General features: G+C 66.6%; 26 protein-coding genes. 16 read left to right on the forward strand and 10 right to left on the reverse strand.

Annotation, left to right across the window (positions count from 1 at the left end; translation table 11 throughout):
• Nucleotides 1-68: 68 nt before the first annotated feature.
• Together ACTF4R_RS18325 and yicI are read right to left on the reverse strand one after the other, a co-directional pair.
• Nucleotides 69-1,199, reverse strand: a complete 1,131-nt coding sequence (locus ACTF4R_RS18325; RefSeq protein WP_440009485.1) for an ABC transporter ATP-binding protein — start codon at nt 1,197-1,199, stop codon at nt 69-71.
• A 69-nt stretch (nt 1,200-1,268) separates the two neighbouring features.
• Nucleotides 1,269-3,608 carry an alpha-xylosidase gene (gene yicI / locus ACTF4R_RS18330; protein WP_440009487.1) on the reverse strand — a complete coding sequence of 780 codons (2,340 nt, stop codon included), beginning with the start codon at nt 3,606-3,608 and terminating at the stop codon, nt 1,269-1,271.
• A gap of 138 nt (nt 3,609-3,746) precedes the next feature.
• On the opposite strand from yicI, the gene ACTF4R_RS18335 reads away from it, so the two are divergent.
• Together ACTF4R_RS18335 and ACTF4R_RS18340 are read left to right on the forward strand one after the other, a co-directional pair.
• A complete protein-coding gene (locus ACTF4R_RS18335; protein ID WP_440009489.1) occupies nt 3,747-5,009 on the forward strand; it encodes a mandelate racemase/muconate lactonizing enzyme family protein in 1,263 nt (420 codons plus the stop codon).
• A 7-nt stretch (nt 5,010-5,016) separates the two neighbouring features.
• Nucleotides 5,017-5,985, forward strand: a complete 969-nt coding sequence (locus tag ACTF4R_RS18340; protein ID WP_440009491.1) for a C-terminal binding protein — start codon at nt 5,017-5,019, stop codon at nt 5,983-5,985.
• A gap of 118 nt (nt 5,986-6,103) precedes the next feature.
• On the opposite strand, the gene ACTF4R_RS18345 is transcribed toward ACTF4R_RS18340, so the two are convergent.
• Nucleotides 6,104-6,970: a carbohydrate ABC transporter permease gene (locus tag ACTF4R_RS18345; protein ID WP_433627691.1), complete on the reverse strand. Its 867-nt coding sequence runs from the start codon at nt 6,968-6,970 to the stop codon at nt 6,104-6,106.
• Nucleotide 6,971: 1 nt separating this feature from the next.
• Nucleotides 6,972-7,946 carry a carbohydrate ABC transporter permease gene (locus ACTF4R_RS18350; protein WP_433627688.1) on the reverse strand — a complete coding sequence of 325 codons (975 nt, stop codon included), beginning with the start codon at nt 7,944-7,946 and terminating at the stop codon, nt 6,972-6,974.
• Between the two features lie 108 nt (nt 7,947-8,054).
• Here ACTF4R_RS18350 and ACTF4R_RS18355 point away from each other — a divergent pair, with 108 nt between their 5' ends.
• The 6 genes from ACTF4R_RS18355 (at nt 8,055) to ACTF4R_RS18380 (ending at nt 13,169) form a co-directional block, all read left to right on the forward strand.
• A complete protein-coding gene (locus tag ACTF4R_RS18355; RefSeq protein ID WP_440009494.1) occupies nt 8,055-8,192 on the forward strand; it encodes a hypothetical protein in 138 nt (45 codons plus the stop codon).
• A complete protein-coding gene (locus ACTF4R_RS18360) occupies nt 8,189-9,184 on the forward strand; it encodes a YeiH family protein (RefSeq protein ID WP_440009497.1) in 996 nt (331 codons plus the stop codon). The genes ACTF4R_RS18355 and ACTF4R_RS18360 overlap by 4 nt, the downstream gene beginning before the upstream one ends.
• A gap of 69 nt (nt 9,185-9,253) precedes the next feature.
• Nucleotides 9,254-9,580, forward strand: a complete 327-nt coding sequence (locus ACTF4R_RS18365; RefSeq protein WP_433627682.1) for a UxaA family hydrolase — start codon at nt 9,254-9,256, stop codon at nt 9,578-9,580.
• 5 nt (nt 9,581-9,585) lie between these two features.
• The gene (locus tag ACTF4R_RS18370; RefSeq protein WP_440009500.1) at nt 9,586-10,752 is read left to right on the forward strand and encodes a UxaA family hydrolase; all 1,167 of its coding nucleotides are present in this window, start codon (nt 9,586-9,588) and stop codon (nt 10,750-10,752) included.
• Between the two features lies 1 nt (nt 10,753).
• Nucleotides 10,754-11,758, forward strand: a complete 1,005-nt coding sequence (locus ACTF4R_RS18375) for an Ldh family oxidoreductase (RefSeq protein WP_440009503.1) — start codon at nt 10,754-10,756, stop codon at nt 11,756-11,758.
• Nucleotides 11,759-11,861: 103 nt separating this feature from the next.
• Nucleotides 11,862-13,169, forward strand: coding sequence for an ABC transporter substrate-binding protein (locus ACTF4R_RS18380; protein WP_440009505.1), 1,308 nt, complete (start codon nt 11,862-11,864; stop codon nt 13,167-13,169).
• A 102-nt stretch (nt 13,170-13,271) separates the two neighbouring features.
• Here ACTF4R_RS18380 and ACTF4R_RS18385 read toward each other — a convergent pair whose 3' ends face one another.
• The gene (locus ACTF4R_RS18385) at nt 13,272-14,180 is read right to left on the reverse strand and encodes a dihydrodipicolinate synthase family protein (RefSeq protein ID WP_440009508.1); all 909 of its coding nucleotides are present in this window, start codon (nt 14,178-14,180) and stop codon (nt 13,272-13,274) included.
• A gap of 170 nt (nt 14,181-14,350) precedes the next feature.
• On the opposite strand from ACTF4R_RS18385, the gene ACTF4R_RS18390 reads away from it, so the two are divergent.
• Entirely contained in the window at nt 14,351-15,826 is a 1,476-nt protein-coding gene (locus tag ACTF4R_RS18390; RefSeq protein ID WP_440009511.1) for an aldehyde dehydrogenase family protein, read from the forward strand.
• Between the two features lie 147 nt (nt 15,827-15,973).
• Here the strand turns inward: ACTF4R_RS18390 and gfo6 are convergent, their stop codons facing one another.
• The gene (gfo6, locus tag ACTF4R_RS18395) at nt 15,974-17,059 is read right to left on the reverse strand and encodes a D-xylose 1-dehydrogenase Gfo6 (protein WP_440009514.1); all 1,086 of its coding nucleotides are present in this window, start codon (nt 17,057-17,059) and stop codon (nt 15,974-15,976) included.
• A 906-nt stretch (nt 17,060-17,965) separates the two neighbouring features.
• On the opposite strand from gfo6, the gene ACTF4R_RS18400 reads away from it, so the two are divergent.
• On the forward strand, nt 17,966-19,333 hold the full coding sequence (locus ACTF4R_RS18400; RefSeq protein WP_440009516.1) for an SRPBCC family protein: 1,368 nt from the start codon (nt 17,966-17,968) through the stop codon (nt 19,331-19,333).
• A 231-nt stretch (nt 19,334-19,564) separates the two neighbouring features.
• On the opposite strand, the gene ACTF4R_RS18405 is transcribed toward ACTF4R_RS18400, so the two are convergent.
• Nucleotides 19,565-19,837: a DUF2249 domain-containing protein gene (locus tag ACTF4R_RS18405; RefSeq protein ID WP_440009519.1), complete on the reverse strand. Its 273-nt coding sequence runs from the start codon at nt 19,835-19,837 to the stop codon at nt 19,565-19,567.
• A 113-nt stretch (nt 19,838-19,950) separates the two neighbouring features.
• Here ACTF4R_RS18405 and ACTF4R_RS18410 point away from each other — a divergent pair, with 113 nt between their 5' ends.
• A complete protein-coding gene (locus tag ACTF4R_RS18410; RefSeq protein ID WP_440009926.1) occupies nt 19,951-20,574 on the forward strand; it encodes a helix-turn-helix domain-containing protein in 624 nt (207 codons plus the stop codon).
• On the opposite strand, the gene hemG is transcribed toward ACTF4R_RS18410, so the two are convergent.
• The 3 genes from hemG to ACTF4R_RS18425 are packed head-to-tail and all read right to left on the reverse strand — an operon-like array spanning nt 20,552 to nt 23,374.
• On the reverse strand, nt 20,552-21,853 hold the full coding sequence (gene hemG / locus ACTF4R_RS18415) for a protoporphyrinogen oxidase (RefSeq protein ID WP_440009522.1): 1,302 nt from the start codon (nt 21,851-21,853) through the stop codon (nt 20,552-20,554). The two genes, ACTF4R_RS18410 and hemG, sit on opposite strands and share 23 nt — an antisense overlap.
• Nucleotides 21,854-21,879: 26 nt before the next feature.
• Nucleotides 21,880-22,245 carry a hypothetical protein gene (locus tag ACTF4R_RS18420; protein WP_440009525.1) on the reverse strand — a complete coding sequence of 122 codons (366 nt, stop codon included), beginning with the start codon at nt 22,243-22,245 and terminating at the stop codon, nt 21,880-21,882.
• 43 nt (nt 22,246-22,288) lie between these two features.
• Nucleotides 22,289-23,374 carry a radical SAM protein gene (locus tag ACTF4R_RS18425; RefSeq protein WP_440009528.1) on the reverse strand — a complete coding sequence of 362 codons (1,086 nt, stop codon included), beginning with the start codon at nt 23,372-23,374 and terminating at the stop codon, nt 22,289-22,291.
• A 194-nt stretch (nt 23,375-23,568) separates the two neighbouring features.
• On the opposite strand from ACTF4R_RS18425, the gene ACTF4R_RS18430 reads away from it, so the two are divergent.
• The 5 genes from ACTF4R_RS18430 (at nt 23,569) to ACTF4R_RS18450 (ending at nt 26,709) form a co-directional block, all read left to right on the forward strand.
• The gene (locus ACTF4R_RS18430; RefSeq protein WP_440009530.1) at nt 23,569-24,108 is read left to right on the forward strand and encodes a DUF7998 family protein; all 540 of its coding nucleotides are present in this window, start codon (nt 23,569-23,571) and stop codon (nt 24,106-24,108) included.
• Nucleotides 24,109-24,280: 172 nt separating this feature from the next.
• Nucleotides 24,281-24,493, forward strand: coding sequence for a DUF2249 domain-containing protein (locus ACTF4R_RS18435; RefSeq protein WP_440009532.1), 213 nt, complete (start codon nt 24,281-24,283; stop codon nt 24,491-24,493).
• Nucleotides 24,490-25,821: a hypothetical protein gene (locus ACTF4R_RS18440; RefSeq protein WP_440009535.1), complete on the forward strand. Its 1,332-nt coding sequence runs from the start codon at nt 24,490-24,492 to the stop codon at nt 25,819-25,821. Before ACTF4R_RS18435 ends, ACTF4R_RS18440 begins: the two co-directional genes overlap by 4 nt.
• Nucleotides 25,822-25,920: 99 nt before the next feature.
• Nucleotides 25,921-26,301 carry a cupin domain-containing protein gene (locus ACTF4R_RS18445; RefSeq protein WP_440009537.1) on the forward strand — a complete coding sequence of 127 codons (381 nt, stop codon included), beginning with the start codon at nt 25,921-25,923 and terminating at the stop codon, nt 26,299-26,301.
• A gap of 180 nt (nt 26,302-26,481) precedes the next feature.
• Complete coding sequence (locus ACTF4R_RS18450) at nt 26,482-26,709, forward strand: DUF2249 domain-containing protein (protein WP_113278901.1); 228 nt, start codon at nt 26,482-26,484, stop codon at nt 26,707-26,709.
• Nucleotides 26,710-26,874 lie beyond the last annotated feature (165 nt).

The raw sequence follows: 26,874 nt of genomic DNA on the forward strand, positions 1-26,874 counted from the left end.
CGATCGGTCACCGTCCCGTTGCTACCCACTCGCCGGCGGCGAAAATCGGTCCAGAAACGGGGTCGCAGTCAGACTCGGGACGCCGATTCGACGGTCTCGGTCGTCCGACTGTTCTTCACGGCCTCGCCCGTCTCGGTGTCGAAGAGGTGAATCTTGTCCTCCGGAAACTCGACGTCGACGACGTCGCCGGAGGAGAGACGCATCTCTCCACTGACGCTCGCAGTGTACGTCGCATCGCCGATCGTGAGGTAGACGTAACTGAGTTCCCCCATGGGTTCGACCACTTCGACTTCGGTCCGAACGGCGTTCTCCACGCTCTCGTCGACGATGGCGATGTGTTCGGGGCGGATACCCATCGTCAATCGGTCGGACGCCTGGTCGATGGCGTCGACCGTCTCGCCGGAGATAGCGTAGGTGAACGCTTCGTGTTCCAGAACGTTCCCGCCGCGTTTCACGTCGAAGAAGTTCATCGAGGGTGACCCGATGAACCCCGCGACGAAACGGTTCCTGGGTTTGTGATAGCATTCGAGCGGCGTGCCGAGCTGCTGGAGTTTCCCGTCGTTGAGGACGGCGATGTAATCACCCATCGTCATCGCCTCCGTCTGGTCGTGCGTCACGTAGATTGTGGTCACGTCCATGTCCTGCTGGAGCTGTTGAATCTCGGTGCGCATCGTCGTCCGCAGCTTCGCGTCGAGATTGCTGAGCGGTTCGTCCATCAGGAACACTTCGGGTTCCCGGATGATGGCGCGCCCGAGCGCGACGCGCTGTTGCTGGCCGCCGGAGAGTTCGGAGGGCTTCTTGTCGAGCAACTCCTCGATTTCGAGGAGCGTCGCCGTCTCTTCGACGCGTTCGTTGATCTCGCTTTTGTCGAGGTCGGTCGTGATCTTCAACCCGTAGCCGATGTTCTTCCGAACGGACATGTGCGGGTAGAGCGCGTAGTTCTGGAACACCATCGCCATGTCGCGTTCCTTCGGCTTGAGGTGAGTTATCTCGCGGTCGTCGAGCAGTATCTGTCCCGACGTCACCGTCTCCAGGCCGGCGATACACCGAAGCGTCGTCGACTTACCGCACCCGGACGGCCCGACGAGGACGAGGAAGTCCCCGTCGTCGACTGTAACGTCGAGGTCGTCGACTGCTACGATTTCGTTCTCTCCCGTGTCGAACACTTTCACCAGGTCTTTGAGTTTTAGCTGTCCCATCGTTCACCTGTTGTCTGTTGTGGCATAGTTTACCAGCCCGGTTAATAAAACCACCTCTCGTCCGCTGGGCTACGCGACGACGATCACGCTACCGTCGTCCACCGTCCACTCGCCGCTCGTCGGCGTCCCGTCGACGCGCTCGAAGGTGGCCCCGTCGACGGAGACCGCGTCCGGCGTCGCTCCGTCGGCCTCGACGGTGACGGCGTCGGCAGTCAGTTCGCCGAGCGAGACGGAGAGCGTCCCGTCTCCGGTGGCGACCGCCACGTCCACGAGTTCGTCGCCGTCCACGTCGTAGAACCGGCCGCTGGCGGCGCCCTCGGCGTCGAGCGTCGCGTCGAGCGTCAGCGACTCCGGCGTCCCCGCCCGTACCGTCTCGGTCGGGTCGCGTCGCGGAACGACGCTGCCGGCACGGACGAACATCGGCATGACCTCCAGCGGCGCGTCGACGCCGACGGTCCTCTCTCCCTCGTACCGTTCGTCGGTCCAGAAGTCCACCCACTCGCCCTCGGGGAGGTAGACGTCCCGCGTCCCCGACTCCTCGAAGACCGGCGCGACGAGCAGGTCGGTGCCCACGAGGTACTGCGTATCGAGGCGGTGGGTGTTCGGGTCGTCCTGGTACTCCAGGACGAGCGGACGGATTACGGGGAGGCCGGTCCGCGCGGCGATCTCCGCGTACGTGTAGATGTACGGCAACAGCGAGTACCGGACGCGCGAGTACTCGCGGAACACGTCCAGCGCGTCCTCGCCGAACTCCCAGGGCTCCCGGGGCGTGGTCCCGTGACAGCGAGCGTTGCTCGACAGGAGACCGAACTGCGACCACCGGGCGTAGAGCGCGTCGGTGGGCGTCCCGCGGAACCCGCCGATGTCGTGGCTCCAGTAGGCGATGCCGGACAGCGACGCCGACAGGCCGCCACGCAGCGCCGCGCTCATCCCGTTCCAGGTCGTCTGCGGGTCGCCGCCCCAGTGCATCGGGAACCGCTGGCTCCCCGTCCAGGCCGAGCGACCCCAGACGATGCCCTCGTCTTCGCCGTTGACCTCGCCGACCACCTCGTAGACCGCCTCGTTGTACAGGTAGGGGTAGAGGTTGTGCATCGACTTCCCGCTCTTTCCGTTCGCGAAGACCGCGTCCTCGGGGACGTACTCGCCGTAGTCCGTCTTGAACACGTCCACGCCCATCTCCAGCAGACGGCGGTGCTTGTCCTTCCACCACTCGACTGCGTCGGGGTCCGTGAAGTCCACGAGCGCCCCCCGGTAGTCGCCCTGGCACGTGTTGTCCATCACGTACGGTTTTCCGGTGCCGTCGGTGACGAAGTACCCCTCCCGCGCCGCTTCGTCGAACGCGTCCGTGCCGACCGGGACGTGAGGATGCTCCCAGAGCGAGAGGTGAAAGCCGTCCTCGTTCAGTCCCTCGATCATCCCTTCGGGGTCGGGGAACTGCTCGGTGTCCCACTCCAGGTCCGTCGAGGAGCGGTCGCGCATCCAGAACGGGTCGAGGTGGAGGACGTCGCTCGGAATCCGCTCCTCGCGCAGTCGGTCGGCGATGGCTTCCAGCTGGTCGCGCGACTCGTAGCCCAGTCGCGACATCCAGGTGCCGAAGCTCCACTTCGGCGGACGGTTCGGCCGACCGGTGAGCGCGGTGTACCTTCGCAGAACGTCGTCGAACTCGGGACCGTAGAAGAAGACGAACGCGAACGCGTCGTCGGCGACCGAGACCGAGGCGCTGGCCGTCGACGTCTTTCCGAAGTCGTAGTGGACGCGCGCCGTCGTGTCCACCAGCATCCCGTACCCCTTCGTCGAGAGGTGGAAGGGGACGTTCTTGTACGCTCGCGGCGTCTCCGTGCCGAGCGGCTCCTCGTGCCAGAGGTCGATCTCCCGACCGCGACGGTCGAACTCCACGAACTGCTCGCCCGCCCCGTAGAGCTTCTCGTCCGGGTCGAGACCGAACGCGGTCCCCGTCTCGGCGACGCGTCGGGGGTTGTGGTTGATCTCCTCCTGGGTGACCCCGAGCGGCTCCACGCGCGACCGCGCGAACACGTCCAGGTCGCGGCGCTGTTCCCGAAGAATCGATTCGCCGTCGTCCTCGACGCGAAAGCTCCACTCGTCGAGACCGACGACGACCTGGAGCGCGCCCGTGTCGAGGACGAGGTCCCCGTTCGTCTCGGTCGCGTCGAGCGCGAAGTCCTCGGCGACCGCGTCCTCGTCGAACTCGGGGTACTGCCGGTCGGCGCTCACTTCCGGGTTCGCCCGGAGCGCGAATCTGAACGTTCTGGGGTCGTAGAACTCGAGCGTCACGGGGAGCGTGCGCGCCGTCGCCGTCTCCGGCGCGTCGGTCGCACAGTCCAGCGTGACGTCGGTTCCGTCGACGGAGTAGTCGTCGACCGCCGCGACGGTAATGCGTTCGCTCGTCATTGACAGTCGATTTAGGGAGAGTGGCACTATTAAAACTACCCCGTCGCCCCCGGCGCTCGTCGCGGACCCTTCTCGTCTTCCGTTCTGCCACTGCCGTGACCGCAATCTTTATTCGCCCGTTACGAAAGAACACACACGATGACGAACGACAAGCCAGACTACCGCATCGCACAGGGCGGTGGCGTTCCCTGGCGCGACATGGGCATGGAGGAGACCCACCGGCCGTCCGAACGGGACGTCGAGATCACCGACGTGAAGACGATGGCCATCGCCGGCAACTTCACGTGGGGCATCGTCAAGGTCGAGACCGACGCCGGCATCTACGGTCTCGGCGAGACGTTCCGCGCCGAAGCGGCGCTCGACATGGCCGAGCGGATGACCGTCGACCTGGAGGGCGAGAACCCCCTCGACACGCACCGACTGCGGGAACTCCTCGAACAGCGCTACACCGGCACGGGTCGCATCGGCCAGGCAGCGTTCACCGCCATCGAGACGGCCTGTTACGACATCAAGGGCAAGATGTTCGACGTCCCCGTCTACGAACTGCTGGGCGGGAAGTACCGCGACAGCATCAAGATTTACTGTGACACGCACGCGGGCGAGTCCCTCGGCGCGGCGGAGAGCCACGACCCGAAGGACGTCTACACGCCGGAGTCCTACGCTCGTGCGGCCCGCGAGGTCGTCGACGAGGGCTTCGACGCCCTGAAGTTCGACCTGGACGTCCCGACCCACGAGACGTACGACGAGGCCAACCGCCGGATGGACAACGAGGCGCTGGAACACAAGGTGTCGCTGGTCGAGGCGGTCCGCGACGAGATCGGCTACGACGTCGACCTCGGGATGGACCTCCACTGGAACTTCACCGTCGAGACGGCCGTTCGCCTCGGGAAGAAACTCGAACGGTTCGACCTGGCGTGGCTCGAGGACCCGGTTCCGCCGGAGAAGTGGGACGCCCAGAAGCGCGTCACCGAGAAACTCGACCTACCCGTACTCACGGGCGAGAACCTCGTCACGGTCGACCAGTTCAACAAGGCCGCCCGCCAGGGCATGATGGACATCGCCGCCCCCGACGTGAACAAGTGCGGCGGCCTCGGCGAGTACGTGGACATCGCGACCGTCTGTGACCTCTACGGCATCCCCATCGCCTCGCACAACATCTCGAGCCCGCTCGGTACGGTAGCCGGCGCTCACGTTTCGGCGGCGATTCCCAACTTCCTCTGCATGGAGTGGCACTCCCGCGACGTCCCGTGGTGGAACGAGATGGCCGTCAGGACCGAGGGGAGCGGCCCCATCCTCGAGGACGGGTACGTCGACGTGCCGGAGGGACCGGGTCTCGGCGTGGAACTGAACCGCGACCTGTGCGAGCAGTATCTGACCGACGGCTCCGAACTCATCGTCTGACCTCCCCATGACTCACACCGTAGTCGTCACCGACCACGACTTCGAAGACCTGTCCATCGAGCGGTCCGTCCTCGGCGACCTCGCGGAGGTCGTGGAACTCACCGACGACGTCGGCGAAACCGCCGAAGACGTCGAGGAGACGCTCGCGGCCGCCGACGCGGTCATCAACCTCCGCTACGACATCGACGCGGACGCCATCACCGCGATGGACGACGTCCGGGTCATCTCCCGGTACGGCATCGGCGTCGACAACGTCGACGTGGACGCGGCCGCCGACCGCGACATCCCCGTCACGAACGTCCCCGACTACTGTCTCGAGGAGGTGTCGATGCACGCGCTCACGCTGCTCCTCGCGATGGCCCGCAGCGTCCCCCGCTACGACCGTTCGATCGAGCGAGGCGAGTGGAACCGAGACGTCGGTGCCCCGGTCCACCGGTTCTCGACGCGGACCGTCGGCGTCGTCGGGTACGGCGCTATCGGCCGCGAGGTCGGTTCCCGCGCCGCGTCGCTGGGCGCTGACGTGCTCGCCAGCGACCCGTTCCTCTCCGCGGACGACCTCGCGGACGACCCCGCGGACCTCGTCGCGTTCGAGGAACTGCTCGAACGCGCGGACTTCGTGAGCGTCCACTCGCCGCTGACGGACGACACTCGCGGGCTGTTCGACGCCGAGGCGTTCGCCCGCATGAAGGACTCGGCGTGCCTGGTGAACGTCGCGCGCGGTCCCATCGTCGACGGTGACGCGCTGCTGGACGCGCTGAACGCCGGGGAGATAGCCGGCGCCGGCCTGGACGTCTTCCCCGACGAACCGCCGGCGACCGACGCCCCCCTGCGCGACCACGACCGCGTCGTGGCAACGCCCCACGTCGCCTGGTACTCCGAGGAGGCGAACGAGGAGCGGCGCCGAACGGTCGCCGAAATCGTCGAGTCCGTCCTCGCGGGCGGCGACCCGTGGAACGTCGTCAACGGCGTGGAGTAGCGGCCCCTTTTCCCGCCTGAACTGGCGCGAGAGCGACGCTAACGATTACTGCGAATCCGGGCACTGTGCGACTGGAGACGTCTCGGCGACCGGGTGGGAGAAGGAGGGTGGCGAGCGGTCAGGCTTTGCCGGTGCCGGCCGTGAGCCCCTCGACGACCTTCCGCTGGAAGAACAGCATGAACAGCATCAGCGGGACGATAGACATGAACACCGCGGCCGAGATGGTGCCCCACGGGTACTGGAACTCGCCCTGATAGGTCGCGATGCCGACCGTTATCGTTCGCATGCTGTCCTCGGTCATGAACGTCAGCGCGAAGAGGAACTCGTTCCACGCGTAGATGAAGACGATGATGGCCGTCGTCGCCATCGCGGGGGCGGAGACGGGGAGGATGATGCGAAAGAGGACGCCGATGCGCGAGAGTCCGTCCATCAGTCCGGCTTCCTCCAGCGAGTCGGGGAGTTCCTTGAAGTACGCCTGGAAGATCCAGACCGCGAACGGAAGCTGGAACGCGGCGTAGGGGATGATGAGACCGACGTAGTCGTTGAGCAGCCCCCACGACCGCGCCAGCGAGAACAGCGGGATGAGCCGGGAGATGAACGGCAACATCGCCGTGCCCAGGATGAGCAGGAGGACGGGTAGCTTGAACCGGAACCGAAGCCGCGAGAGCGCGTATCCGGCGAGCGCACCCAGGATGACGTCGACGATGGCCGTCCCGCCGGCGACTATCACGCTGTTGAGGAGGTAGCGCATGAACGGCGCGTCTGCGAGCGCCGTCCGGTAGTTCTCGAGCGTCGGGTTCTGCGGCAGGTAGTGGACCGGGAACTGGACGACGTTCGACGGTTGCTTGATGGACGTGAGGAACATCCAGAAGACGGGAAACATCGAGATGGCCGCGATGGTGAGTATCGAGCCGTAGAAGCCCAGTTTCTCCCCGACCTCCTGTAGCGAATCGACGTCGAACGTACCGCCGGTTTTCGTACTCATGTTAGCGCACCTCCGGTTCGTAGAGGGTTCCGACGTAGACGAGCGAGATTATCAGCGCCATCAGCGTGATGAGCGTCGCCGCGGCCGACCCCCGGCCGAACGCCAGCTGGGTGAACGTGAGCTGGTGGTCGAACAGGACGAGCGTCGTCGTCGCCTCCCCGGGACCGCCCCCGGTCAGGCCGTACGGGAGTCCGAACGCCTGGAACGCCGGCAGCGTCCGGAAGATGAGCGCGACGAGGATGGTCGGTTTCAACAGCGGGAGCGTGATGTCGCGGAACTGCCGCCACTTCGACGCTCCGTCCATGCGCGCCGCCTCGTAGAGGTGGTCCGGGATGCCGGACAGGCCCGCGAGCAGGATGAGCGCCATGAAGGAACTGGTCTTCCAGATGGTGATGAAGATCATCGACGCGAGCGCGACGTCCGGCTTCGCCAGGAACGGGTACGTCGACTCGAGAATCCCGAGGCGGATGAGCACGTCGTTGATGACCCCGTACTGTCCGTGGAACATCCACGCCCATATCTTCGCGTTGATGACGGTCGGCAGCGCCCAGGGGAAGAGAATCGCCGCCTGGATGAAGTACTTCCCCTTGAACGCGCGCTGGAGGAGCAGGGCGATGCCGAGCCCGATGACGAGTTCGACGGGCACCGACACGAAGGTGTAAATCATGCTCACCTTGAACGAGTTCCAGAACCCGCCGTTGCTCAGGATCTGCTCGTAGTTCTGTAGGCCGACGAAGGTCGTCGGCCGCGATTCGATGATGTACCCCGTGTAGAGGCTACTCCGTATCGTCTCGACGATGGGATAGAAGGAGACAGCCAGGAGGAACAGCACGACGGGCGTCAACAGCGCCGTCGCCAGTTCCTCCTCCGTCAGCCGAAGTTCTCGGTACCGCTGCCATCGCGACTGGACGGGCGTCGACGCCCCGTCGGACGAGTCACGGCGGGAGCTACTTGCGTGGTCCACAGTGTCTGGCATACGTATACGTCGCACATGAAGCAACCCTCGACAATAAACCTACGGGAGTCCGCAGAGCGTCGCAACGCGAATTTTAAATAGTTCGTCGGAGACGGTGCGCACACGACCATGGTATCAGCAACGTCCGCGTCTCTCGATAGCGACGCTGTCGGTGTCGCGCTCCGCTGGTGGAGCGCGCTCGACCGCGGCTGGAAGGCGACGATTCTGGGCGTGGGAATCGTGTCCATCCATCTCGTAGTCGGATGACGGCGCGGACCCACGCGCGACGACTCCTCCCGGGGCTCGCGCTCCTCGTGGGCGTGGCGGTCGTCGCTCGCACGCTCGGAACGCGCCTCGCGCATCTCAGCCCCCTCATCGTCGCCATCGCCGTCGGCGCGCTCGTCGCCAACACGGTCGGCGTCCCGGACTGGGCGACGCCGGGCGTGAGTCGACACAAACTCCTCCTGGAGACCGGCATCGTCCTCCTCGGGGCCCGTCTCACCGTCGAGGAACTGGTCACCACCGGCCCGCTCGTCGTCGGGTTGGCCGCCGGGGCCGTGGTCGTCGGCGTCTTCTTCATGGAGACGGTCGCCGGACGTCTCCTCGACGTCGACGGACGAACCACGTCGTTGCTCGCCGCGGGTGCGAGTATCTGCGGCGTCTCCGCAGTGGTGGCCGTCGCCGGGAGTATCGACGTCGACGAGGCCGACATCACGTACGCCGTGGCGACGATACTGCTGTTCGACGCGGTGACGCTCGTCGTCTTTCCGGCCCTCGGCAGCGTTCTCGGTATCACCGGCAAACAGTTCGGCATCTGGGCCGGCCTGAGCCTGTTCAGCACCGGCCCGACCGCTGCCGTGGGATTCGCGATGTCGGAAACGGCCGGACGGTGGGCGACCGTCACGAAGCTCGTCCGCAACTCCTTCATCGGCCTGCTGGCCATCGCGTACGCGGTCAGGTACACGGCGGGCACCGACGACTCGACCGGCCTCACCGAACTCTGGAATCGCTTCCCGAAGTTCCTCCTGGGGTTCCTCGCGGTCATCGTCATCGTGAACGCCGTGAGCCTCCCGTCGTCGACCGTGGCCGCGATCGACGTCACCGGTGACTGGCTGTTCGCCCTGGCGTTCGCCGGCCTCGGCTTCGACCTGGACCTCGACAGTCTGGGTGCGGCGGGGATGCGGCCGGTGGCCCTCGTCGTCGCTCATCTCGCCACCGTCGGTACCCTCTCGCTGGCCGCCGTCGTGACGCTTCTCTAACCAGCCGCGCCCGCCAGCGGTACCGCTGACAACAACTGTTAATACGAAGGAGTCTGTTCGCTCGATTGCATGGCCGACCAGCTTATCGAGGTCGTAGAACCTGCAGACAACGTCGCAACGGCGCTTCGTGACGTCGAGGCCGGCGAGACGGTCACCGTCGCCGTCGGCGACGCGGAACGAACCATCGAGATGAACGACGACGTCGAGTTTGGCCACAAACTCGCACTCGAACCGATACCCGAGGGGGAGACGGTCACCAAGTACGGCAAGAGCATCGGAAACGCCTCGACCGACATCGAGGCCGGCGACTGGGTCCACGTCCACAACGTCGACTCGAACTACGGTCGCGGCGACCTCGCCGACGACCAGAACCAAGCGCAGGCAGCACACGAGTGAACACCATGAGCGAATTCCTCGGATACGAACGCGACGACGGTAGCATCGGCATCCGGAACAACGTCGTAATCGTCTCGACGGCCCCGTACGCGAACGACACGGTCGAGCGCGCGGCCGACATCGTCGAAGACGCCATCCCCATCACCCACCCGCTCGGGCGGTGCCAGACCAAGCCCGACGTCTTCCAGACGTACCGGACGCTGCTGGGCTACGCGACGCATCCGAACACCTACGGCGCGGTCGTGGTCGCCCACGCCGGCGAGATCGTCGACGGCGACGAACTCGCGGACGACGTCGCCGAGACCGGCCGACCGAGCGAATCGGTCAACGTCCACCGGGAGAAAGGCGTGATGAACGGTCTGAAGGCCACGGTCAACGCCGCCCAGGAGATGGTCCGGGACGCCAGCGCGCAGCGCCGCGTTCCGGCGGACATGTCCAACCTCACCTTCGGCATCAACTGTGCGACGTCGGACACCACCTCGGGGCTCTGCCAGCACAAGGCGACCGCGGGCGCGGTCTGGCGACTCATCGACGACCACGGCGGTCGTGGCGTCTTCGCCGAGACGCCCGAGTTCTTCGGCGGCGAGACGGAACTCGCGGAGCGCGCGGTCTCCGAGGAGGTCAAACAGAAGATACTCGACCGCGTCGAGTGGTGGGACGAGCGCCTGCAGGCGACGGGCTACGACGTCCGCGGCGCCCAGCCCACCCCGGACAACATGGACGGCGGCCTGACGACCATCGAGGAGAAGTCGCTCGGCGCGCTCGTCAAGTCCGGCGACGGTCCCATCCAGGACATGGTCGACTACGCCGAGAAGATCCCCGACAGGTCGGGGATGTACATCATGGACTCGCCCGGCCACGGCGCCGAGTCCGTCACGGGCATCGGCGCGAGCGGTGCGCACTTCATGGTCATCTCGACCGGCCAGGGACACACGCTCTCGAACGCCGTCATGCCGACCATCAAGGTCACCGGCAACCCCGGCAGCGCCGAGCGCGTCCCCGAAGAGACCGACGTCGACGTGAGCGAAGCGCTCGTCGGCGACAAGTCCTTCGACTGGGCGACCGACCAGCTCTGGGACGAGATAGAGGACGTCGTCAACGGCAAACTCACGATGAGCGAGGCCCTCGGCGAGAGCCAGTTCGCCATCCACCGCATCGGACCGTCCACGTGAGATGGAGGTAGACCGTCAGCGCGCCGTGGACGTAGCGACTGCGGCCTTCGAAAACCAGGGCATCTCGCCGTCGGACGCCGAACTCACGGCCGAAACCCTGGTGAGCGCGGACGCCCGCGGGAAGCACTCGCACGGGCTCCTGCGTCTGCCGCGGTTCGTCCGCGGCATCGAACACGGGAACGTCGACCCCGACGGTACCATCGAGGTGGTCGCCGAACGCGGCGGTGCCGTGACGCTCTCCGGCGGCTCTCGACTCGGCCCCGTCGTCGCGAGCGAAGCGGCGGTGACCGCGATGGACCGCGCCGACGAGTTCGGCGTCGGCGCCGTCGGCGTCCACGACACGAACCATCTCGGGATGCTCGGCTACTACACCGACCGGATACGGTCGGAGGGGTACGTCGGCGTCGCCATCACGAACACGGAACCCGCGATGCCGCCGTACGGCGGGGCCGAACCGATACTGGGGACGAACCCCATCGCCGTCGGCCTCCCGACGGACCCGCCGTTCAACCTCGACATGTCGACGTCCGCCATCGCGCGCGGAACGGTGCTCCACCGAAAGGAGCGTGGCGAGACGCTCCCCGAAGCCGTCGCGCTCGATGCGGAGGGCGAACCGACGACCGACCCCGCCGCGGCGCTGGAGGGGACCATCCTCCCGTTCGGGGGCGCGAAGGGGTCCGGCCTCGCCATCGCCGTCGAGGTGCTGGCCGGCGGTCTGGTCGGTGCGGCCATGGGAACGGACGTGACCGGCACGTACCACACCGGCGACCCCTGCACGAAGGGCGACTTCCTTCTCGCCCTCGACCCGTCGGCGTTCGGCCGACCCGACTTCGCGTCGGAGGCGAGCGCGTTCCTGCGGGAGTTGAAGGCGTCCGAACGGGCGAGCGACGTCGACGAGATTCGCCTTCCCGGCGAGCGGTCGGTGGCGCGCGACCGCAACCGGGACGTCGTCGAACTCGAGGACGACCGCTGGCACGAGATTCGGACCCTCGCCGGCCTGGCCTGACGCCCCGGCGACTCGGTTTCACCCGTCCCGGGTTTCTTCCAGGGTTAATGAATATGTGTTAACAATAACAGTTATCACACCACCTGACCATGTGTGACAATGTATGTGGAACGAGGATACTAGCCGTTCGAAACGTCAGCTACTGAAAGGAATGGCCGCCGGTGGAACCGCCCTGCTCGCGGGGTGCACCGGTGGTGGCGGCGGCGGAGGCTCCGGCGACCAGGACGGGGGCAAGACCAAGATAAAGTACGTCTACCCCGGCTACTTCAGCGCGGACGCGAAGGACCTGCTGCCGATGTTCAACGAGCAGGCGAAGAACGTCCAACTCAACTCCCAGAAGACGCCCGCCGAGTCGTCGTCGACGCGGAAGTACTACGTCAACCAGTTCATCTCCCAGTCCTCGGCGTTCGACGTCGGGAACATGGACGTCGTCTGGCCCGCGGAGTTCGTCAAGAACGGCTGGGCGGCCAAGGTCGAGGATTCGAACGGCCTCACCGACAAGATGCTGAAGACCCCCGTCGACTCCGTCACCATCGACGGCTCGATGTACGGGATGCCGATTCACACGGACGCCAACGCGCTGTACTACCGCACCGACCTCCTGAAAGATGCCGGGTACGACGAGCCTCCGAAGACGTACATGGAGCTCGTGGACATGGCGAAAGACATCAAGCAGAACAGCGACGAGGACCTCAACGGCTACATCTGGCAGGGTGGTGCCAACGAGGGGCTGACCATCATGTGGCTCAACTGGCTGTGGGGCATGGGCGGCGGCGTCCGGAAGAACGGGAAACTCAAGGTGAACACCCAGAAGGGCGTCGACGCGCTCTCCCACGCCGTCGACCTCATCCACGAGCACAACGTGACGCCGGAATCCATCCCCTCGTCCAGCACCGACCAGAACCGGAAGACGTTCCAGCAGGGCAACACCATCTTCATGCGCAACTGGCCGTACGCCTACGCGCTGATGAACGAGGACGGGTCGGCGGTCAAAGACAAGTTCGACGTCGCGCCGATGCCGAAAGCCGAGGGCAACTCCAACGCGAAAAACTCCTGTCTCGGCGGCTGGAACATCTTCATCAACAAGAACTCGAAGAACAAGGGGGCGGCCCAGCAGTTCGCCAACTTCATGGCCTCGATGAAGGCCCAGAAGAACATGGCACTCGAGCACAGTCGACTCCCGGTCCGGAAGGAACTCTACAAGGACAAGTACCTCGAGCAGGCGGAACACCTGAAGGTGTTCGGGAAAATCGTCGAGCAGACGAGCGCTCGCCCCTCGACGCCGAAGTACTCGACGTTCTCGAAGATCGTCTTCACGGAGTGCAACAAGGCGCTGGTCCAGAACAAGTCACCGAAGAAGGCGCTCGACGACGCCCAGAGTCAGATCGACAGCCAGGTCAACAACGCCTGACGAAACTGCTTCTCTTTCGCCGTCTCCGCCGCAGCCGAGGCGCACCGACGCGACCGCGTTCAGTTCGGTAACTCTGACGATGTCGACGAGCGGAACGGGCGCTCACTGCTCGACGAGTTCGTTCTCGGCGGTGTCGACGATGCGCCTGTAGGACTGCTCCAGTCGCGCCCGCTCGGACTCCGTCAGCGTCGGCAGGGGCGGCAGCGGGTCGCCGATGTCCATCTCGTGGACGGCGACGAGGTGCTTGACCGCCGCGGCGGTCGGGAGGTCGTTCGTCGCGCTGACCGCGGGCACGACGACGCGCTCCATGATGCGGGAGACGACGTCGTGGTCGTTCGACTCGTAGGCCTCGTACAGGCGAGCGAGGTGTTCCGGAAAGACGTTCGCGGGCCCCGCGATGATTCCGTCGGACCCGAGTTCGAGCGACGCAGCGGCGAGTTCGGTCGCGCCCTGGAAGACGGCGAACTCCTCGGCGGTCCGTTCGTTGACCCGGTGGTGATAGGTGAGGTCGCCGGAGGTGTCTTTCAGTCCGACGACGTTCCGGTGGTCCGCGAGCGACGCCACGGTCTCTATCTCAATCGCGTTGCCGGTCAGCTGTGGGATGTTGTACAGGACGACGGGAAGCGGCGACCGGTCCGCGACGTCGGTGAAGAAGTCGTCGAGACCGCTCTGGGTCGTACTCAGGTAGTAGGGGGTGACGACGACGGCGACGTCGGCGTCCGCCGCTGCGGCCGTCTGTACGTTCTCCACGACGGCGTCGACGCTCGTGTGGCCACAGCCTGCGAAGACGGGAACGCGGTCGTCGGCGACGGCGGCGACGGTCTCTATGACGGTACGATTCTGCTCGGTCGTCAGGCTCGAGAACTCGCCGATAGAACTCCCTGGAAACAGGCCGTGAACGCCACTCTGGACGAGGGAGTCCGTGAATCGCTCGAGCGCAGACACATCGATTTCCCCGCTCCGCCTGTCGGTAGGCGTAGCCATGGGAACGACTGTCCCCGATAGGTCCATGACTATTGACTGGACTAGCACCGATTTATAATTTGGGATGGAGTCACAATCGGTTAAACTCTCTCCTTTCTGTCAGAAACGGCGCGTGTCGCAGGCGACGGACACACGGCGACTGCGCGAGCGGCGTTCACCGGGGCAACACTTATTGTGACGTTGGGCCACGTTGAGGTATGAGCCTGGAAGTAGCCAGCCGTCTCGACAAGCAGATGCTCATCGACGGCGAGTGGGTCGACGCCGACGACCGAACGGACGTCAGCTATCCGTACGACGGATCGACCGTCGGGTCCGTCCCGGTCGCGAGTGCGGAGCAAGTGAACGAGGCCATCGAGGCCGCCGACCGTGCGTACCAGGAGTCGACGCTCTCGGCCTACGAGCGCTACGAGCTGCTCACCGCAGCCGCGGACAGACTCGAAGAACGTGCGGACGAGGTGGCGAACGTGGTGACGAGCGAACAGGGGAAACCGCTCTCGGAGTCGCGGACCGAGGTCGACCGAGCTGTACAGACGCTGCGGCTCTCCGGCGAGGAGGCAAAGCGGATGTTCGGCGAGTACGTTCCGATGGACGGCCAGAAGGGGTTCGCGAAGGACCACTGTTTCACCCAGCGCGAGCCGCTGGGCGTCGTCGCCGCCATCACGCCGTTCAACTTCCCGCTGAACCTCATGGTCCACAAGGTCGGTCCTGCCCTCGCCGCGGGCAACGCCGTCGTCGGCAAACCGGCGTCCAACACGCCCCTGAGTTCCATCGTGCTGTTCGAGTGCCTGGCGGAGGCCGCCGAGGAGGTGGACGCCCCCGACGGTCTCGTGAACGTCGTCACCGGAAGCGGGTCGACCGTCGGCGACGCCATCCTCGACCACGAGGCGGTCGAGGCCATCTCCTTCACGGGGTCGACGGACGTCGGCAAGTATCTCGCGAACAACAGCGGAATGAAGGAACTCACCCTGGAACTCGGCGGGAACGACCCGACCATCGTCTGGGACGACACCGACATCGAGCAGGCCGCGGAACAGCTCGTCGGCGGTGCCTGTTCGAACGCCGGGCAGGTCTGCAACAGCGTCGAGCGCGTTCTCGTCCACGAGACCGTCGAAGAGGAACTCGTCGACGCGCTCGTCGACGCCGCCGAATCGCTGACCGTCGGCGACCCCACGGACGACGAGACCGACGTCGCCTCGATGGTCGACGACGACCAGTTCCAGACCGTCGTCGACCTGTTCGAGGCGACGGTCGAGCAGGGTGCGACCGTGGAGTACGGCGGCAACTACGGCGGCGACCTCGGGGAGCGCGTGTTCGAACCGACCGTCCTCTCGGGCGTCACGCCGGAGATGCCCGCGGCCAGCGAGGAGGTGTTCGGACCCCTCGTGCCCGTCATCCCGGTGAGCGACTTCGACGAGGCCATCGAGGAGGCCAACAACACGAACTACGGACTCGAAGCCGGACTGTTCACGCAGGACATCGACCGCGGGAAACGCGCCGCGGACGAGATCGACGCCGGCGGCGTCAACATCAACACCGTCTCCGGATTCCGCGCAGACCACATGCCCTACGGCGGGTTCAAGGACTCCGGCGTCGGCAAGGAGGGCATCAAGTACGCCCTCGACCACTTCTCGCGCGAGAAACTCGTCGGGTTCCACCAGGGGTTCAACGCCTGAGTCGAGCCGCGAAAGCGAAGTAACGGCGCGCGTCGCTGTTTTTTCACGTGCCGTCCGGTATCGCGTGACCTCCGGGATGGGAAAGTCCAGTCTGGACAACTCCGGTACGCCGAAGTCCGGGGCGGGGAGGTCCACGCCGGACGGGACTCACTCGACGGGAGTCCAGGTCCGGTCCGCCGCCGACTCGTAGACGGCCTCCATCGTCACCATGTCGACGAGACCGTGCTCGCCGTCCGGGTGCATCGGTGCGTCACCGCGGACGCGGTCGGCGAAGTAGTCGAACTCCTCCAGCATCTGGTCGACCTTCTCGAGCGTGATGGACGACCGGCTGTCCCCCCGCGAGACGTGAAGCGTCCGCGACTGGTCCTGGAAGAACGCGGGTTCGACGCGCACCTGGCCCTCGGTGCCGGTCACGGTGATACCGCTGGACTGGCGAGCGTTGTGACTGGCGTAACAGGACGCGTACACCTCGTCGGGGAACTCCAGCATGAAGGACACCGTCTCGTCCACGTCGTCGAAGGCGTCGTGCGTGCTCGCGGTCCGGCCCGTGACGGCCACGGGGTCGGCGTCCAGGAGGAAGCGGGCCGTGTTCAGCGGGTAGATGCCGATGTCGAAGAGCGCGCCACCGCCGGCGAGCCCCTCGTCGAGCCGCCACTGGTCGGGGTCCGGATTGATACGGTCGAGCAAGCGCTGGGACATGTCCCCGCGCACCTCCATCGGTTCCCCGACGAACCCCGACTCGACGAGTTCGCGCGCGCGTCGGACCGCCGGTTCGGTGTGCATCCGGTAGGCGACCATCAGTTCGACGCCGGCCGCCTCGCACGCCTCGACGAGTTCCCGGGCGCGCTCGCTGTCGCGTTCCATCGGCTTCTCGCAGAGGACGTGTTTCCCGTACGTCGCCGCGGTCTCCACGTATTCGAGGTGCAGCGCGTTGGGCGTACAGATGTAGACGGCGTCGTACTCGTCGCGGGCGACCCCGTCGTGGAACTCGTCGTAGTCGATGCCGTCGACCGCCCCGTCCGTGTCGGCCGCCACTCGCTCGGCTTTCTCGGTCGTGCTGCTGACCATCACCGTCGGCTCGCAGCGGTCGCTCGCTTCCAGCGCCGGCAGGGCGCGTCCCTTCGTGAACCAGCCGAGGCCGATGACGGCGAACCGAACCGCCGCCGTTTCCTCGCCGTCGACCGTCTCCCAGTCGCGCGCACAGCTATCCTCGAAAAGCGCATCTAGCTCCATGTCGGGGGACACTGGGGCATGGCTATTAAGCCCACCCCTGCCCGAGTCCGTTCCGGAACCTCGGCAACTCTCCGGGGCGGGCAGTTGCGACCGGACGGCCGACGCCTCCGGCGGGAGAACCCCGAACCTGACGTTCGCACTGGATATACGTGAAGGTTACACGAGCGTTCGACGCGTCGTTCGAACTCGGAAAAACGACGCGGCGACGCCGGCACCACGCCGGCGCTGTCCTCGCCTGCTCTTCGACCCGGACTCGTCGTCGACGCCGGTTTCGGCACGTTCGAAACGGACTGGCGATATCGTCGGCGTCGTCCGGTTCGTCCTCCTCGCCGATGTCGCGGGTTCCGAGCGGACTCGGACGGCATCGAGGGACGGGACCGACCGGAGGGCTGCTCCAAGGGGGAGTCTTCGCGCACGCGACGACGCGACGCCAGTCACTACGAACCGTACCGAGTCCCGTCGCGGGCGCGAGCGGACTTCGAGACGTCTCCTCGCCCAGCCCTCGCTTCTCGTACGGGCGTTCCTGCTGCCGTCGTGGACTTCACGAGGGGGTCGCCGCCTCCCGACTCGCGGGACCGCTCGCCTCGAGGCCGGCTACTGGAACGGTCCCCTCCGGGTCCTACGGCTCCCCTCCGCCCCCACCCGCCGACGTCGTCCGGGGGAGTACTCCCCCCAGTCTACGAACAGTAGCGCGAAAACGAACCGAAGCTTACAATATATTCGACTCGAAAAAGTGAGTGGTAAGATCCTTCTACGTCTATTGCCACACTATCGATATCCGTGAGTGACAGTGGCTGGCGAGTTTCGCGCCGTAGCGCTCGACTTGGCGACTGTCGCGTCGACCGGACTGGACTGCCGTCCCACCTATTACCTTCGAAACCGTACCCCGCGAGAGGTGAACGGACGATGGACCCCTCGACGAACCCGGCACCGAGCGAGGCGGAACCGTCGATGCTCGTCGATAGGTACCTGCCGGAGTACGACGTGACGGAAGTTCGCCACGCGGTTGTAGACGCCGACCCGGAGACGACCTACGAGGCGATGCTGACGGCCGACCTGCTGGACCTCGGGCCGGTCGTCCGCGCCCTCGGACGGCTACGCGACCTGCCGGTGGCGCTCTCGAACTTGTTCCGGGGAACCGATCCGGAGGCTCCGCCGGACCAACTGCGGTTCGCCGACGTTCCGGAGACCGACGAGTGGACGTTGCTAGACGAAACGCCGGGGGAGGAGTTCGTCTTCGGCGCCGTCGGGAAGTTCTGGCGGCCCAGTATCGAGTGGCGACAGGTCGACCCCGGGGAGTTCGTGACGTTCGACGAGCCGGGGTACGCGAAGCTCGCTATCAGCCTGTCAGTTCGGCCGTTCGGCGAGAACCGGACGGTGCTCTCCTACGAGGCCCGCACCGCGACGACGGACGCACGCGCCAGCCGGAACTTCGGACTGTACTGGGGGGTCATCGGCCCGTTCGCGGGGTACCTGATGTCGCGCGCGTTGGACCGCGTGGCGACCGACGCCGAGACGCAGGCGCGCCAGGTCCACGAGACGACGGCGAGCAGCGTCGAAACCGGCGAACGGACCCGTTCGTCCTGGACCCGCGGGCGAATCGCGGCGACGGCCGTGCTGGTGCTCGCGGGAATGTACCACTTCCTGGTCAGGCCGTGGCATCGACGCTGGGGAGCGACCGACGAGGAGGCGAGGAAATCGCTTTCCGGCGACGACCTGCTCGCGGGGGCGACCAGACAGGTCACGCACGCGGTCGAAATCGACGCGCCCCCCGGGGAGGTCTGGCCGTGGCTCGTCCAGATGGGGCAGGGCCGCGGCGGGTTCTACAGCTACGACTGGCTGGAGAACGCTATCGGGGCGGACATCCACAACGTCGAGCGAATCGTTCCGGAGTACCAGGACCTGGAGGAGGGCGACGTCGTACGGCTCGCTCCTCCCGACTACCCGCTATCGTCGCCCGAGTCGGCGCCCGAAGTCGCCCGTCTCGACCCCCAACGGGCGCTCGTCCTCCGGCCGCCGGGCGAGTCGTCGGCGTGGACGTGGGCGTTCGTCCTCGAACCGGTCGGCGATAACACGACGCGGCTTCTTGCCCGGATGCGGTCGAAGCCGGCCGAGTCCTCGATCGGTCCCCTGGTCGGACGTCCCCGACTCCTCGGCGCCGTCGACTACCTCTTCTGGGAACCGGCTCACTTCGTCATGGAGCGGAAGATGCTCCGGGGAATCAAGCGACGCGCCGAGCGGGAAGCGACGACCGAACCACGGTCGGCGGCGTGATACGTGTCCCTTCGCGTTCGGGACCCCCAGCGAGACGCGTCCGCCGGGAAACCCCCGGACGGTAGCGCTCCCCGGTCGTTGACCGTCGAACTCGTTCTCCCGCGGCTCATCGCCCCGGACGCGTGACGCGTCCCTTCCGAATGCCGTGATGGCACGACAGAGGGCCTGCGTTTCTCGTCCGCTCACCGGACCGACGTCGACCACCAGTAACGGGGGTGGTCTCCGCGGTACTCACTTCGTCTGCCAGATAGCAGTCACCACGACGCCGTCGTCCGTGACGGTCTCGTACTCGTACCCTCTCTCGGTGAGCTTCGGGTAGAGGTGTTGGGGCGCACGGTCGTTGACCTGCACCAGCACCGTCCGCTCGTCGAGGTCGGCCAGTGTTTCGAGCGTCCGCGTCAGCGGCTTTGGCGGGCCGAGTGCTCGGACGTCGAGCGTCTCGCGTGGTCGTTCGGTCGGAGCACGAGTCCGGTCGACCGCCGCTTCGGTGCCGTCGGTCTGCATGGTCCGAACGACGACTCGTACTGCTACGACCGTTGCGCCGAACACGTTCGACGACTTCCCGAACATGTTCGGGAAGACTTATGGGGGCGCGAGGACCGAACATGTACGTACAGATGCCGACCGCGAAACTGCACATCACGCTCCCGGAAGACGTATGGATTCATCAGGTGTCGTCGACCCATCCGAACGCCGAGTTCCGCGTGCTCGCCGCCTTCCCCGCCGAGGAAACGGGCGTCGGCCTGCTGGAGATCACGTCGTCGGACCTGCCCGCCGTCGTGCGCGCGATGGACGACGACGAGGAAATCGTGAGCCTCGAACCCCACGAGGCCTCCGCGGAGACCGCGCTCGTGGAGTTCGAGACGACCGAACCCCTCCTGCTGTTTTCGGTGCAGGAGTCGGGGCTACCGCTCGAGCTTCCGTTCACCGTGCAGGAGGGCGTGGCGGAGATCGAGATAACCGCCTCGCGCGACCGTCTCTCGGCGTTCACGACGCAACTGGAGGCGTTCGGGATGTCCTTCGACGTGGAGTACGTCCGGGAGATGGTCGACTCCGAGAGTCTACTGACCGACCGTCAGCAGGAGTTGCTGGACGCCGCGGTGGAGGCGGGGTACTACGACACCCCGCGCGAGTGTTCGCTGACGGAACTCGCCGAGGAGGCCGGAGTGGCGAAATCGACCGCCAGCGAGGTCCTGCACCGCGTGGAGGAGAAGATTATCAAGGAGTACAGCGAGGGGTGACGTCGGCGGTCTGGCGCTCGGCCAGGGTTTCCGCCGTCGCCCTCGCCTCCCGAATCCGGCCCGGAATCCCCGCCCGCGACGTGTAGTTCGTACACAGGTGGACTCCCTCGGGCGTCGAAACCCCGTCCAGTGCGGTCCAGCTCGCGTCGTAGGCGGGCATCCCGCGTTCCAGTCGATGCACGGACAGTACCCGCGCCGGACGGCCGGTGACTTCTTCGAACTCCTCGACCGCCACTGCTGCCAGGCGCTCGTCGCTCCACTCGACCATCTCCGGACTCCGTGACCCGGCGAGAAAACAGGTGTAGACGCCGTCCCTGTCCAGCAGACTCGCGTTCCACGTCACGCCGAGCGTCCGGAACTCCTCGTCGTACTGGACCTGATACCCTGCACCCGTCAGGTCGGCCTCGGAGTGGAGGTGGACGACGACCTGCGGGTTGTAGTTCAGGGTTCGGAGTGCGTCGGCGGAGTCGGGTGCGAGGTCACAGAGGAGACCGGCGGTCACGTCGGCCGGGGTCGTGACAACGAGTTCGTCCGCGACCGTCTCGCCAGCCGCCGTTTCGAGGACGAACCTCGCCCCCGGTCCCTCCCGGTGCATCGCCCGCACCGGGGTTCCGAGGCGGACGCTCTCCTCGTGGGCATCAGCGAGTGCCGCCGGCAATCGCTGGAGACCGTCGTCGAACGAGGCGATCGGCGGAGCCTCCCGGCCGTTCAGGAACTTCCGGACGACCGACGTCAGGACGCTTCCCTCGATGCCGGCCGAGTCGAGCGCCCGGGACAGCGAGTACTCCATCGGCATCTCGCCGGGACGTGACCCGTAGATGCCCCCGTAGAGCGGTCCGAAGTAGTACCGGGCGACCTCGTCCCCGAACTTCCGGGTCAAAAACTCCTCGACCGTCTCGCCGTCGCGGGCCGGACCGGTGAACGGTTCGAGGAGAACCCGGGCCTTCCCGCGCCACGAGAGCAGGTCGGTCGTCACCGCCGCTCGCGGCGTCTGAGGCACCCGCCGAAGCCTCCCGTGATGGTAGACGTACAGGGGGACGTCGTCGGCCTCCCGCAGTTCCTCCGTCAGTCCGAGCGACTCCACGAGTCCGGCGACGTCGGGGGTGAGGCGAGTTCGCTGGGGTCCGAAGTCGAGTACCCGCCCCTCGATTTCGGCGCTCCGGACGACGCCGCCGGGTTCGTCGGCCGCCTCGAAGAGGACGCTCTCGACGCCCGACGCCCGCAGATAGTGGTGGACCGCCAGTCCCGTGATGCCGCCGCCGACGATGCCGACTCTCATACTCGAAAACGGGAAGCGAGGCCCGGTTATCCCATCTCCGAACGTGTTCGGGTCTCCTCGCCGTCGGCGAGCAGTTCGAGCGCGACCGCGTGGTCGACGCCGTCGTCGGCCAGATTCGCCACCCAGCGTTCGACGAGCGCGTCGGTAATCCGGGCCGAGAGGCGAGACACCGTCCGGCGGTCCTCGGCCGCCACCTCGCCGCGGGTCTCCAGCCGTCGGAGCGCAGTCTGGAGCTCCCGGCGACGGATTCGCTCGGCCCGGTCGCGGACCAGGTCGGCCACCTCTCGGGCGTCGAGTGCATCTTCGTCGGTGGTTTTCCGGTCGCACCGTGCTGCGAGTCGGGTCACGAACCCGGATTCGGATTCGGCTCCCGAATCGACTGTCCCGAACACGTTCGTCTCGACGCCCGACGGACGGGAACGTCGGCGACGGACGTCACTCGGCGTCCGTCCACGGAAGCGGTCCGTCGTACCCCTCCGGTACGAACGAACAGAGAGGGTCGCTTTCGAGCGGGTCGCCCGTGTAGGCGTAGGCTCTGGACCGACTTCCGCCGCAGACGTTGCGGAACGAACAGGCGCCGCACTTCCCGCGAAGGGAGTCTTTCTCGCGGAGCGACTCGAACAGTTCCGAGTCCCGGTAGACGTCCACCACGCTCCGGTCGCGAACGTTTCCGGCCGATAGCGGGAGGAACCCCGACGGGTAGACCTCGCCGACGTGACTCACGAAGGCGAAGCCGTCACCCGCGGTGATACCCATCTGTCGGTCCGGCGGTCGCTCGGTCTGCTGGACGGCGACCCGGCGATAGTGGGGTGCCTCGGTCGTCTTGACGCCGAACGGCCAGTCGGTGTCGACCAGCCACTCCATCACTCGCTCGGCCCGGTCGGGAGAGATGGGCGTCAACGCCGCACCCCGCCCGACCGGGACGAGGAAGAAGACGCTCCAGAGGACCGCCCCGAGGTCGGCCACGAGGTCGGCTATCTTCGGCAGGTCCGAGACGGTCTGTCGACAGACCGTCGTGTTGATCTGCAGCGGCAGTCCCGCGTCTCGGGCGGCACACGCGGCCCGTAACGTCTCGTCGAAGCTTCCCGGTTCGCCCCGGAAGTCGTCGTGGTCGTCGGCCGTCGCACCGTCGATGCTGACCGCCATCCGGCGCAGACCCGCGTCGGCGAGTTCGCGAACTGCGTCGGGCGTCAGCGAGGCGGTGCCGCTCGGCGTCATCGTGACGCTCAGGCCGACGTCGGTTCCGTACTCCACGAGGTCGACGACGTCGTCGCGCTTCAGGGGGTCACCGCCGGAGAACACGACCAGTTGATTCTCCCCGAACTCGCGAGTCTGGTCGAGGAGGCGCTTCGCCTCCTTCGTCGAGAGTTCGTCCGGGTGGCGGTCGGGCCGAGCGTCGGCCCGGCAGTGTTCGCAGGCGAGGTCGCAGGCCTGCGTGAGTTCCCATATCAGCACGAAGGGGCGTTCGGCCGTGTCTACGCGTGGCGGCGGTCCGGCGGAGTTGCTCGCAGGTGTGGACATGCTAGTGATTCACTCCGCGACGATCGCGTCCCTCGTCTTCGACGTCGTCCGTCGGTCGAGCGTATCGCGTTCCGTCATCGGTCGGGGGTTCGTGGGGTACGTAAATGGCAGTAGCTCCGATTCCTGCCGGGTGAAAATCCCGTCCGAACGTGTTCGGGGCCACCGATACCGGACGCCTCGACCTACTCACGCACATGCCCGGATTCCCGCGTCCGTTCGCCAGCGAGGATGCCAGCGACGAAACCTTCGACGACTACGACGAGTTCGTCCCCCGACACCTGCCCGAACCCGGTCCGTTCCTCGAGGGAACCGACGTGCTGACGGGCGACGACCACGTCGACTTCCATCGTCTCACGCGCGAGATATTCGAAGAGCGGGGCGTCTACGACGCGACGTTCGGTTACAACCTCGCGCGCCTCAACCTCGATTCGCGCCACCCCGATGCCGGGTTCCGGTACGCGGTCGCCCCCGGAGAGAGAAACGTCTTGCTCGCGGAGTTCACGCCGACGACGAAGTTCTGTCCGCAGAGCGACAGCCTCACGGTCGGCGCACTGCGTGCGTGGAACGGACTGAGCGACCGTCACGACTACGACCGGGTGTCGGTCGCCGTCGCACCGATGCACCAGCAGAGCACCGAGATAAACGGAAAACTCCGCGACCTCGAACGTCGGCTTCGTGACCAGAGCGACCCCCCCGACTCGAACGCCGACGACGGGCCGTCGCCCCCGTTCTGAGGTGGCGGATCGAGCCGTCGGTCGGTGGTCGCGACGTTGTCGTGCGATTGCGTGGCCGCTCCGGAACGATGCGGCCGGCCGAACGTCTGCGAGGTGCGCTCACGGTCTCCGCCGTGCCCGGTCGAACATGGTCGGGACAACCGATAGACCGACGTCTCACGGAGAGTGACACATGCCACGAGAGCTCGACGTGCGTGAAATCGAGGGCGAACCGTTCAGCGATATCATGTCGGCACTCGACGAACTGAACGCCGGCGAGACGCTGGTGCTCGTCAACAGCTTCGAGCCGGAACCGCTGTACGCGGCGTTGGACCAGCGGGACTTCGACCACGAGACCGAGCAGACCAGGCCGGACGAGTGGCGCGTCGAGATAACGCCACGATGACCGTCCCCGCAGGCGTCGACGCCGACCGTGGCCCGCCGATGACGGTGCCCCTGGGCCACTTCCTCGTCGGTTTCGCGTTCCTGCTCGCGGGGAGCGCCCTCGGTGTAGCCTCGGCCGCGGGGTTCGACGGTGGACTCGCGGGGCTGGCCCACGTCCACCTCCTGCTGGTCGGGTGGGTCTGTATCACCATCATGGGTGCGATGACCCAGTTCGTTCCGGTCTGGTCGGGCGTGGACCTCCACTCGCGGCGGCTCGCAGTCGCCCAGCTCGCGCTCGTCGCGGCTGGCGTCGCCGGATTCGCTGGCCTGCTGCTGTCGGGGCGACTCGACCGGCTCGCGGTCGCCGGCGGGCTGATGCTCGCCGGGTTCTGGACTTTCGTCTACAACGTCGCCCGGACGCTCCGGCAGGCCGAGAGCCTCGACGTGACCGAGCGTCACTTCGCGCTCGCGCTCGGCTACGTCGTCGTCGTCACCGCGTTCGGCTTCGTCCTCGCGCTCGATTTCGTCCGGCCCACGCTGGCTCCGGCGGGACTCGCCCGTCCGCGAGTCGTCGCCGCTCACGCCACGCTCGCGGTGTTCGGCGTCGTGCTCACGACGGTCGTGGGCGCGCTCTACCAGCTGGCGACGATGTTCACCCAGACCGAACTCCACGGCGTGGACGCGCCCCTGCGGCGGTTCGAGGAGGTGGGCTACCCGGTCGGCGTGGTCGCGCTCGCGGGCGGACGTCTGTTCGCGGCCGAGTGGCCCGCTCGAATCGGCGCGCTGCTCGTGCTGGCGAGTCTGCTGTCGTTCGCGGTCGTCTTCGGACGAAAACTCTACGAGACTAGGGTCGAGTGGACGCCGATGCTCTCCAGGTACGCGGTCGTCGCTCTCGCGCTCGTCGTCTGGGTGCTCGTCTCGCTGCCGGCGTGGGTCGCCGACCCGACCGACCCGGCGGCGACCTTCGGACCGCCCGACGCGACCCACCTCCTGCTCGCGGTGGTGGTCGGCTTCGTCCTGCTCGGGACGCTCTACCACGTCGTCCCCTTCATCGTCTGGGTCCGCCAGTACAGCGACCGCGTGGGCCTCGAACCGGTGCCGATGATAGACGACCTCTACGACGACCGGCTCGCCGCGGCGGACTTCTGGGCGACCCTCGGCGGTCTCGTCCTGGTCGTCGGCGGTGGGGTCGCTGAGGTCGAAATCGCCCGTCTCGTCGGCGGGGTCGTGGCGACCCTCGGCTTCGCGGTGTTCGCGCTGAATCTGGTCGGCGTCGTCGTCCGTCACGGCCCCGAGTCGCTCCGTGTCGGCTTCCTCGCGCGGGCCGGGAGCGACCCCGACGCGGACTAGGGGACCCCCGTGGTTCGCTTCTCTCGACGAAACCATCGCTGCCGTGGCCCGAACACGTTCGGCGAAGCCTCCACGACCGACTCGCGCTACGGTTCTAGCATGGTCGCCACCGACTTCGACGCGGAGCGGGAGTACGACGACGAGCGATTCAGCGCCCGGTCGGTCTTCCGGAGCGACCGGATGAAGGTCGTCCTCGGCTACTTCGAACCGGGACAGTTCATCCCCGTCCACGCACCCGACAGCGACGTGGCGATAACCGTCCGGGACGGCCGGGGCGTCGTTCGCGACGGCGAGACCGACCGCGATGTCGGACCGGGCGACGTGGTGGTCGTTCCCGCCGGGGAGCGTCGAGGCGTGAAGGCTGGAGACGAGCGCCTGGAGGCCACGCTCGTGACGGCCCCGCCGCCGACCGACGCGGAACACGACCCCGTGCGTGAGGGGCTGCGGAGGGGAGCGTTCGACCCAGAAGCCGACGCGTAACGCGACTTCCTCCAGGGGACCGACCTCCGTTTCCCCGGCGTTTGCGTACGGCGACGACGTTCGTCAGTCCGACGCGGGGGGCCTCGCTCGGAGCGCACGGTCTCCAGACGCTCCTCTTTCGCGCGGTCCGAACAGGTTCGGGGGAATCCCGAATAGGCCGGTCCGTCTCAGTGTACGTGTATGCCGACGCTAGACGTACGCGAGATTCCGCCGCCGCAACGCCACCCGAAGATACACGAGACGTTCGAGGAGATGGACAGCGGCGAGGTCCTCGAGATAGTCAACGACCACGAACCCAAACCGCTGTTCTACGAGATGCAGGCGGAGGTGGAGTCGTTCGACGCCGACAACTACGAGGTAGAGCGCGAGGCGGCAGAGAAGTTCGTCGCCAGGTTTCCCAAGCAGTAGTCGGCCGGAGACCAGTCGACCACGACGCGCGAGCAGTACGACGGGTTCGAATCGCCGTCACCGCCGTCCTATTTTGAACGTCGACCAGATAGCGTCGCGCACGTCCGTCCCCCACCTCGTTCCGACACCGCCCCTCGCCTCCTCGAACGTCGTACTCGGAGGTCG

This window comes from Halomicrococcus pelagicus, from assembly GCF_051917725.1.
Lineage (GTDB): Archaea > Halobacteriota > Halobacteria > Halobacteriales > Haladaptataceae > Halomicrococcus.

What these genes read in the sequence shown, in the direction of transcription:
- ACTF4R_RS18325 (WP_440009485.1), bottom strand. Translation starts at nt 1,199, where the DNA reads ATGGGACAGCTAAAACTCAAAGACCTGGTGAAAGTGTTCGACACGGGA.
- yicI (WP_440009487.1), bottom strand. Translation starts at nt 3,608, where the DNA reads ATGACGAGCGAACGCATTACCGTCGCGGCGGTCGACGACTACTCCGTC.
- ACTF4R_RS18335 (WP_440009489.1), top strand. Translation starts at nt 3,747, where the DNA reads ATGACGAACGACAAGCCAGACTACCGCATCGCACAGGGCGGTGGCGTT.
- ACTF4R_RS18340 (WP_440009491.1), top strand. Translation starts at nt 5,017, where the DNA reads ATGACTCACACCGTAGTCGTCACCGACCACGACTTCGAAGACCTGTCC.
- ACTF4R_RS18345 (WP_433627691.1), bottom strand. Translation starts at nt 6,970, where the DNA reads ATGAGTACGAAAACCGGCGGTACGTTCGACGTCGATTCGCTACAGGAG.
- ACTF4R_RS18350 (WP_433627688.1), bottom strand. Translation starts at nt 7,946, where the DNA reads ATGCCAGACACTGTGGACCACGCAAGTAGCTCCCGCCGTGACTCGTCC.
- ACTF4R_RS18355 (WP_440009494.1), top strand. Translation starts at nt 8,055, where the DNA reads ATGGTATCAGCAACGTCCGCGTCTCTCGATAGCGACGCTGTCGGTGTC.
- ACTF4R_RS18360 (WP_440009497.1), top strand. Translation starts at nt 8,189, where the DNA reads ATGACGGCGCGGACCCACGCGCGACGACTCCTCCCGGGGCTCGCGCTC.
- ACTF4R_RS18365 (WP_433627682.1), top strand. Translation starts at nt 9,254, where the DNA reads ATGGCCGACCAGCTTATCGAGGTCGTAGAACCTGCAGACAACGTCGCA.
- ACTF4R_RS18370 (WP_440009500.1), top strand. Translation starts at nt 9,586, where the DNA reads ATGAGCGAATTCCTCGGATACGAACGCGACGACGGTAGCATCGGCATC.
- ACTF4R_RS18375 (WP_440009503.1), top strand. Translation starts at nt 10,754, where the DNA reads ATGGAGGTAGACCGTCAGCGCGCCGTGGACGTAGCGACTGCGGCCTTC.
- ACTF4R_RS18380 (WP_440009505.1), top strand. Translation starts at nt 11,862, where the DNA reads ATGTGGAACGAGGATACTAGCCGTTCGAAACGTCAGCTACTGAAAGGA.
- ACTF4R_RS18385 (WP_440009508.1), bottom strand. Translation starts at nt 14,180, where the DNA reads ATGGACCTATCGGGGACAGTCGTTCCCATGGCTACGCCTACCGACAGG.
- ACTF4R_RS18390 (WP_440009511.1), top strand. Translation starts at nt 14,351, where the DNA reads ATGAGCCTGGAAGTAGCCAGCCGTCTCGACAAGCAGATGCTCATCGAC.
- gfo6 (WP_440009514.1), bottom strand. Translation starts at nt 17,059, where the DNA reads ATGGAGCTAGATGCGCTTTTCGAGGATAGCTGTGCGCGCGACTGGGAG.
- ACTF4R_RS18400 (WP_440009516.1), top strand. Translation starts at nt 17,966, where the DNA reads ATGGACCCCTCGACGAACCCGGCACCGAGCGAGGCGGAACCGTCGATG.
- ACTF4R_RS18405 (WP_440009519.1), bottom strand. Translation starts at nt 19,837, where the DNA reads ATGCAGACCGACGGCACCGAAGCGGCGGTCGACCGGACTCGTGCTCCG.
- ACTF4R_RS18410 (WP_440009926.1), top strand. Translation starts at nt 19,951, where the DNA reads ATGCCGACCGCGAAACTGCACATCACGCTCCCGGAAGACGTATGGATT.
- hemG (WP_440009522.1), bottom strand. Translation starts at nt 21,853, where the DNA reads ATGAGAGTCGGCATCGTCGGCGGCGGCATCACGGGACTGGCGGTCCAC.
- ACTF4R_RS18425 (WP_440009528.1), bottom strand. Translation starts at nt 23,374, where the DNA reads ATGTCCACACCTGCGAGCAACTCCGCCGGACCGCCGCCACGCGTAGAC.
- ACTF4R_RS18430 (WP_440009530.1), top strand. Translation starts at nt 23,569, where the DNA reads ATGCCCGGATTCCCGCGTCCGTTCGCCAGCGAGGATGCCAGCGACGAA.
- ACTF4R_RS18435 (WP_440009532.1), top strand. Translation starts at nt 24,281, where the DNA reads ATGCCACGAGAGCTCGACGTGCGTGAAATCGAGGGCGAACCGTTCAGC.
- ACTF4R_RS18440 (WP_440009535.1), top strand. Translation starts at nt 24,490, where the DNA reads ATGACCGTCCCCGCAGGCGTCGACGCCGACCGTGGCCCGCCGATGACG.
- ACTF4R_RS18445 (WP_440009537.1), top strand. Translation starts at nt 25,921, where the DNA reads ATGGTCGCCACCGACTTCGACGCGGAGCGGGAGTACGACGACGAGCGA.
- ACTF4R_RS18450 (WP_113278901.1), top strand. Translation starts at nt 26,482, where the DNA reads ATGCCGACGCTAGACGTACGCGAGATTCCGCCGCCGCAACGCCACCCG.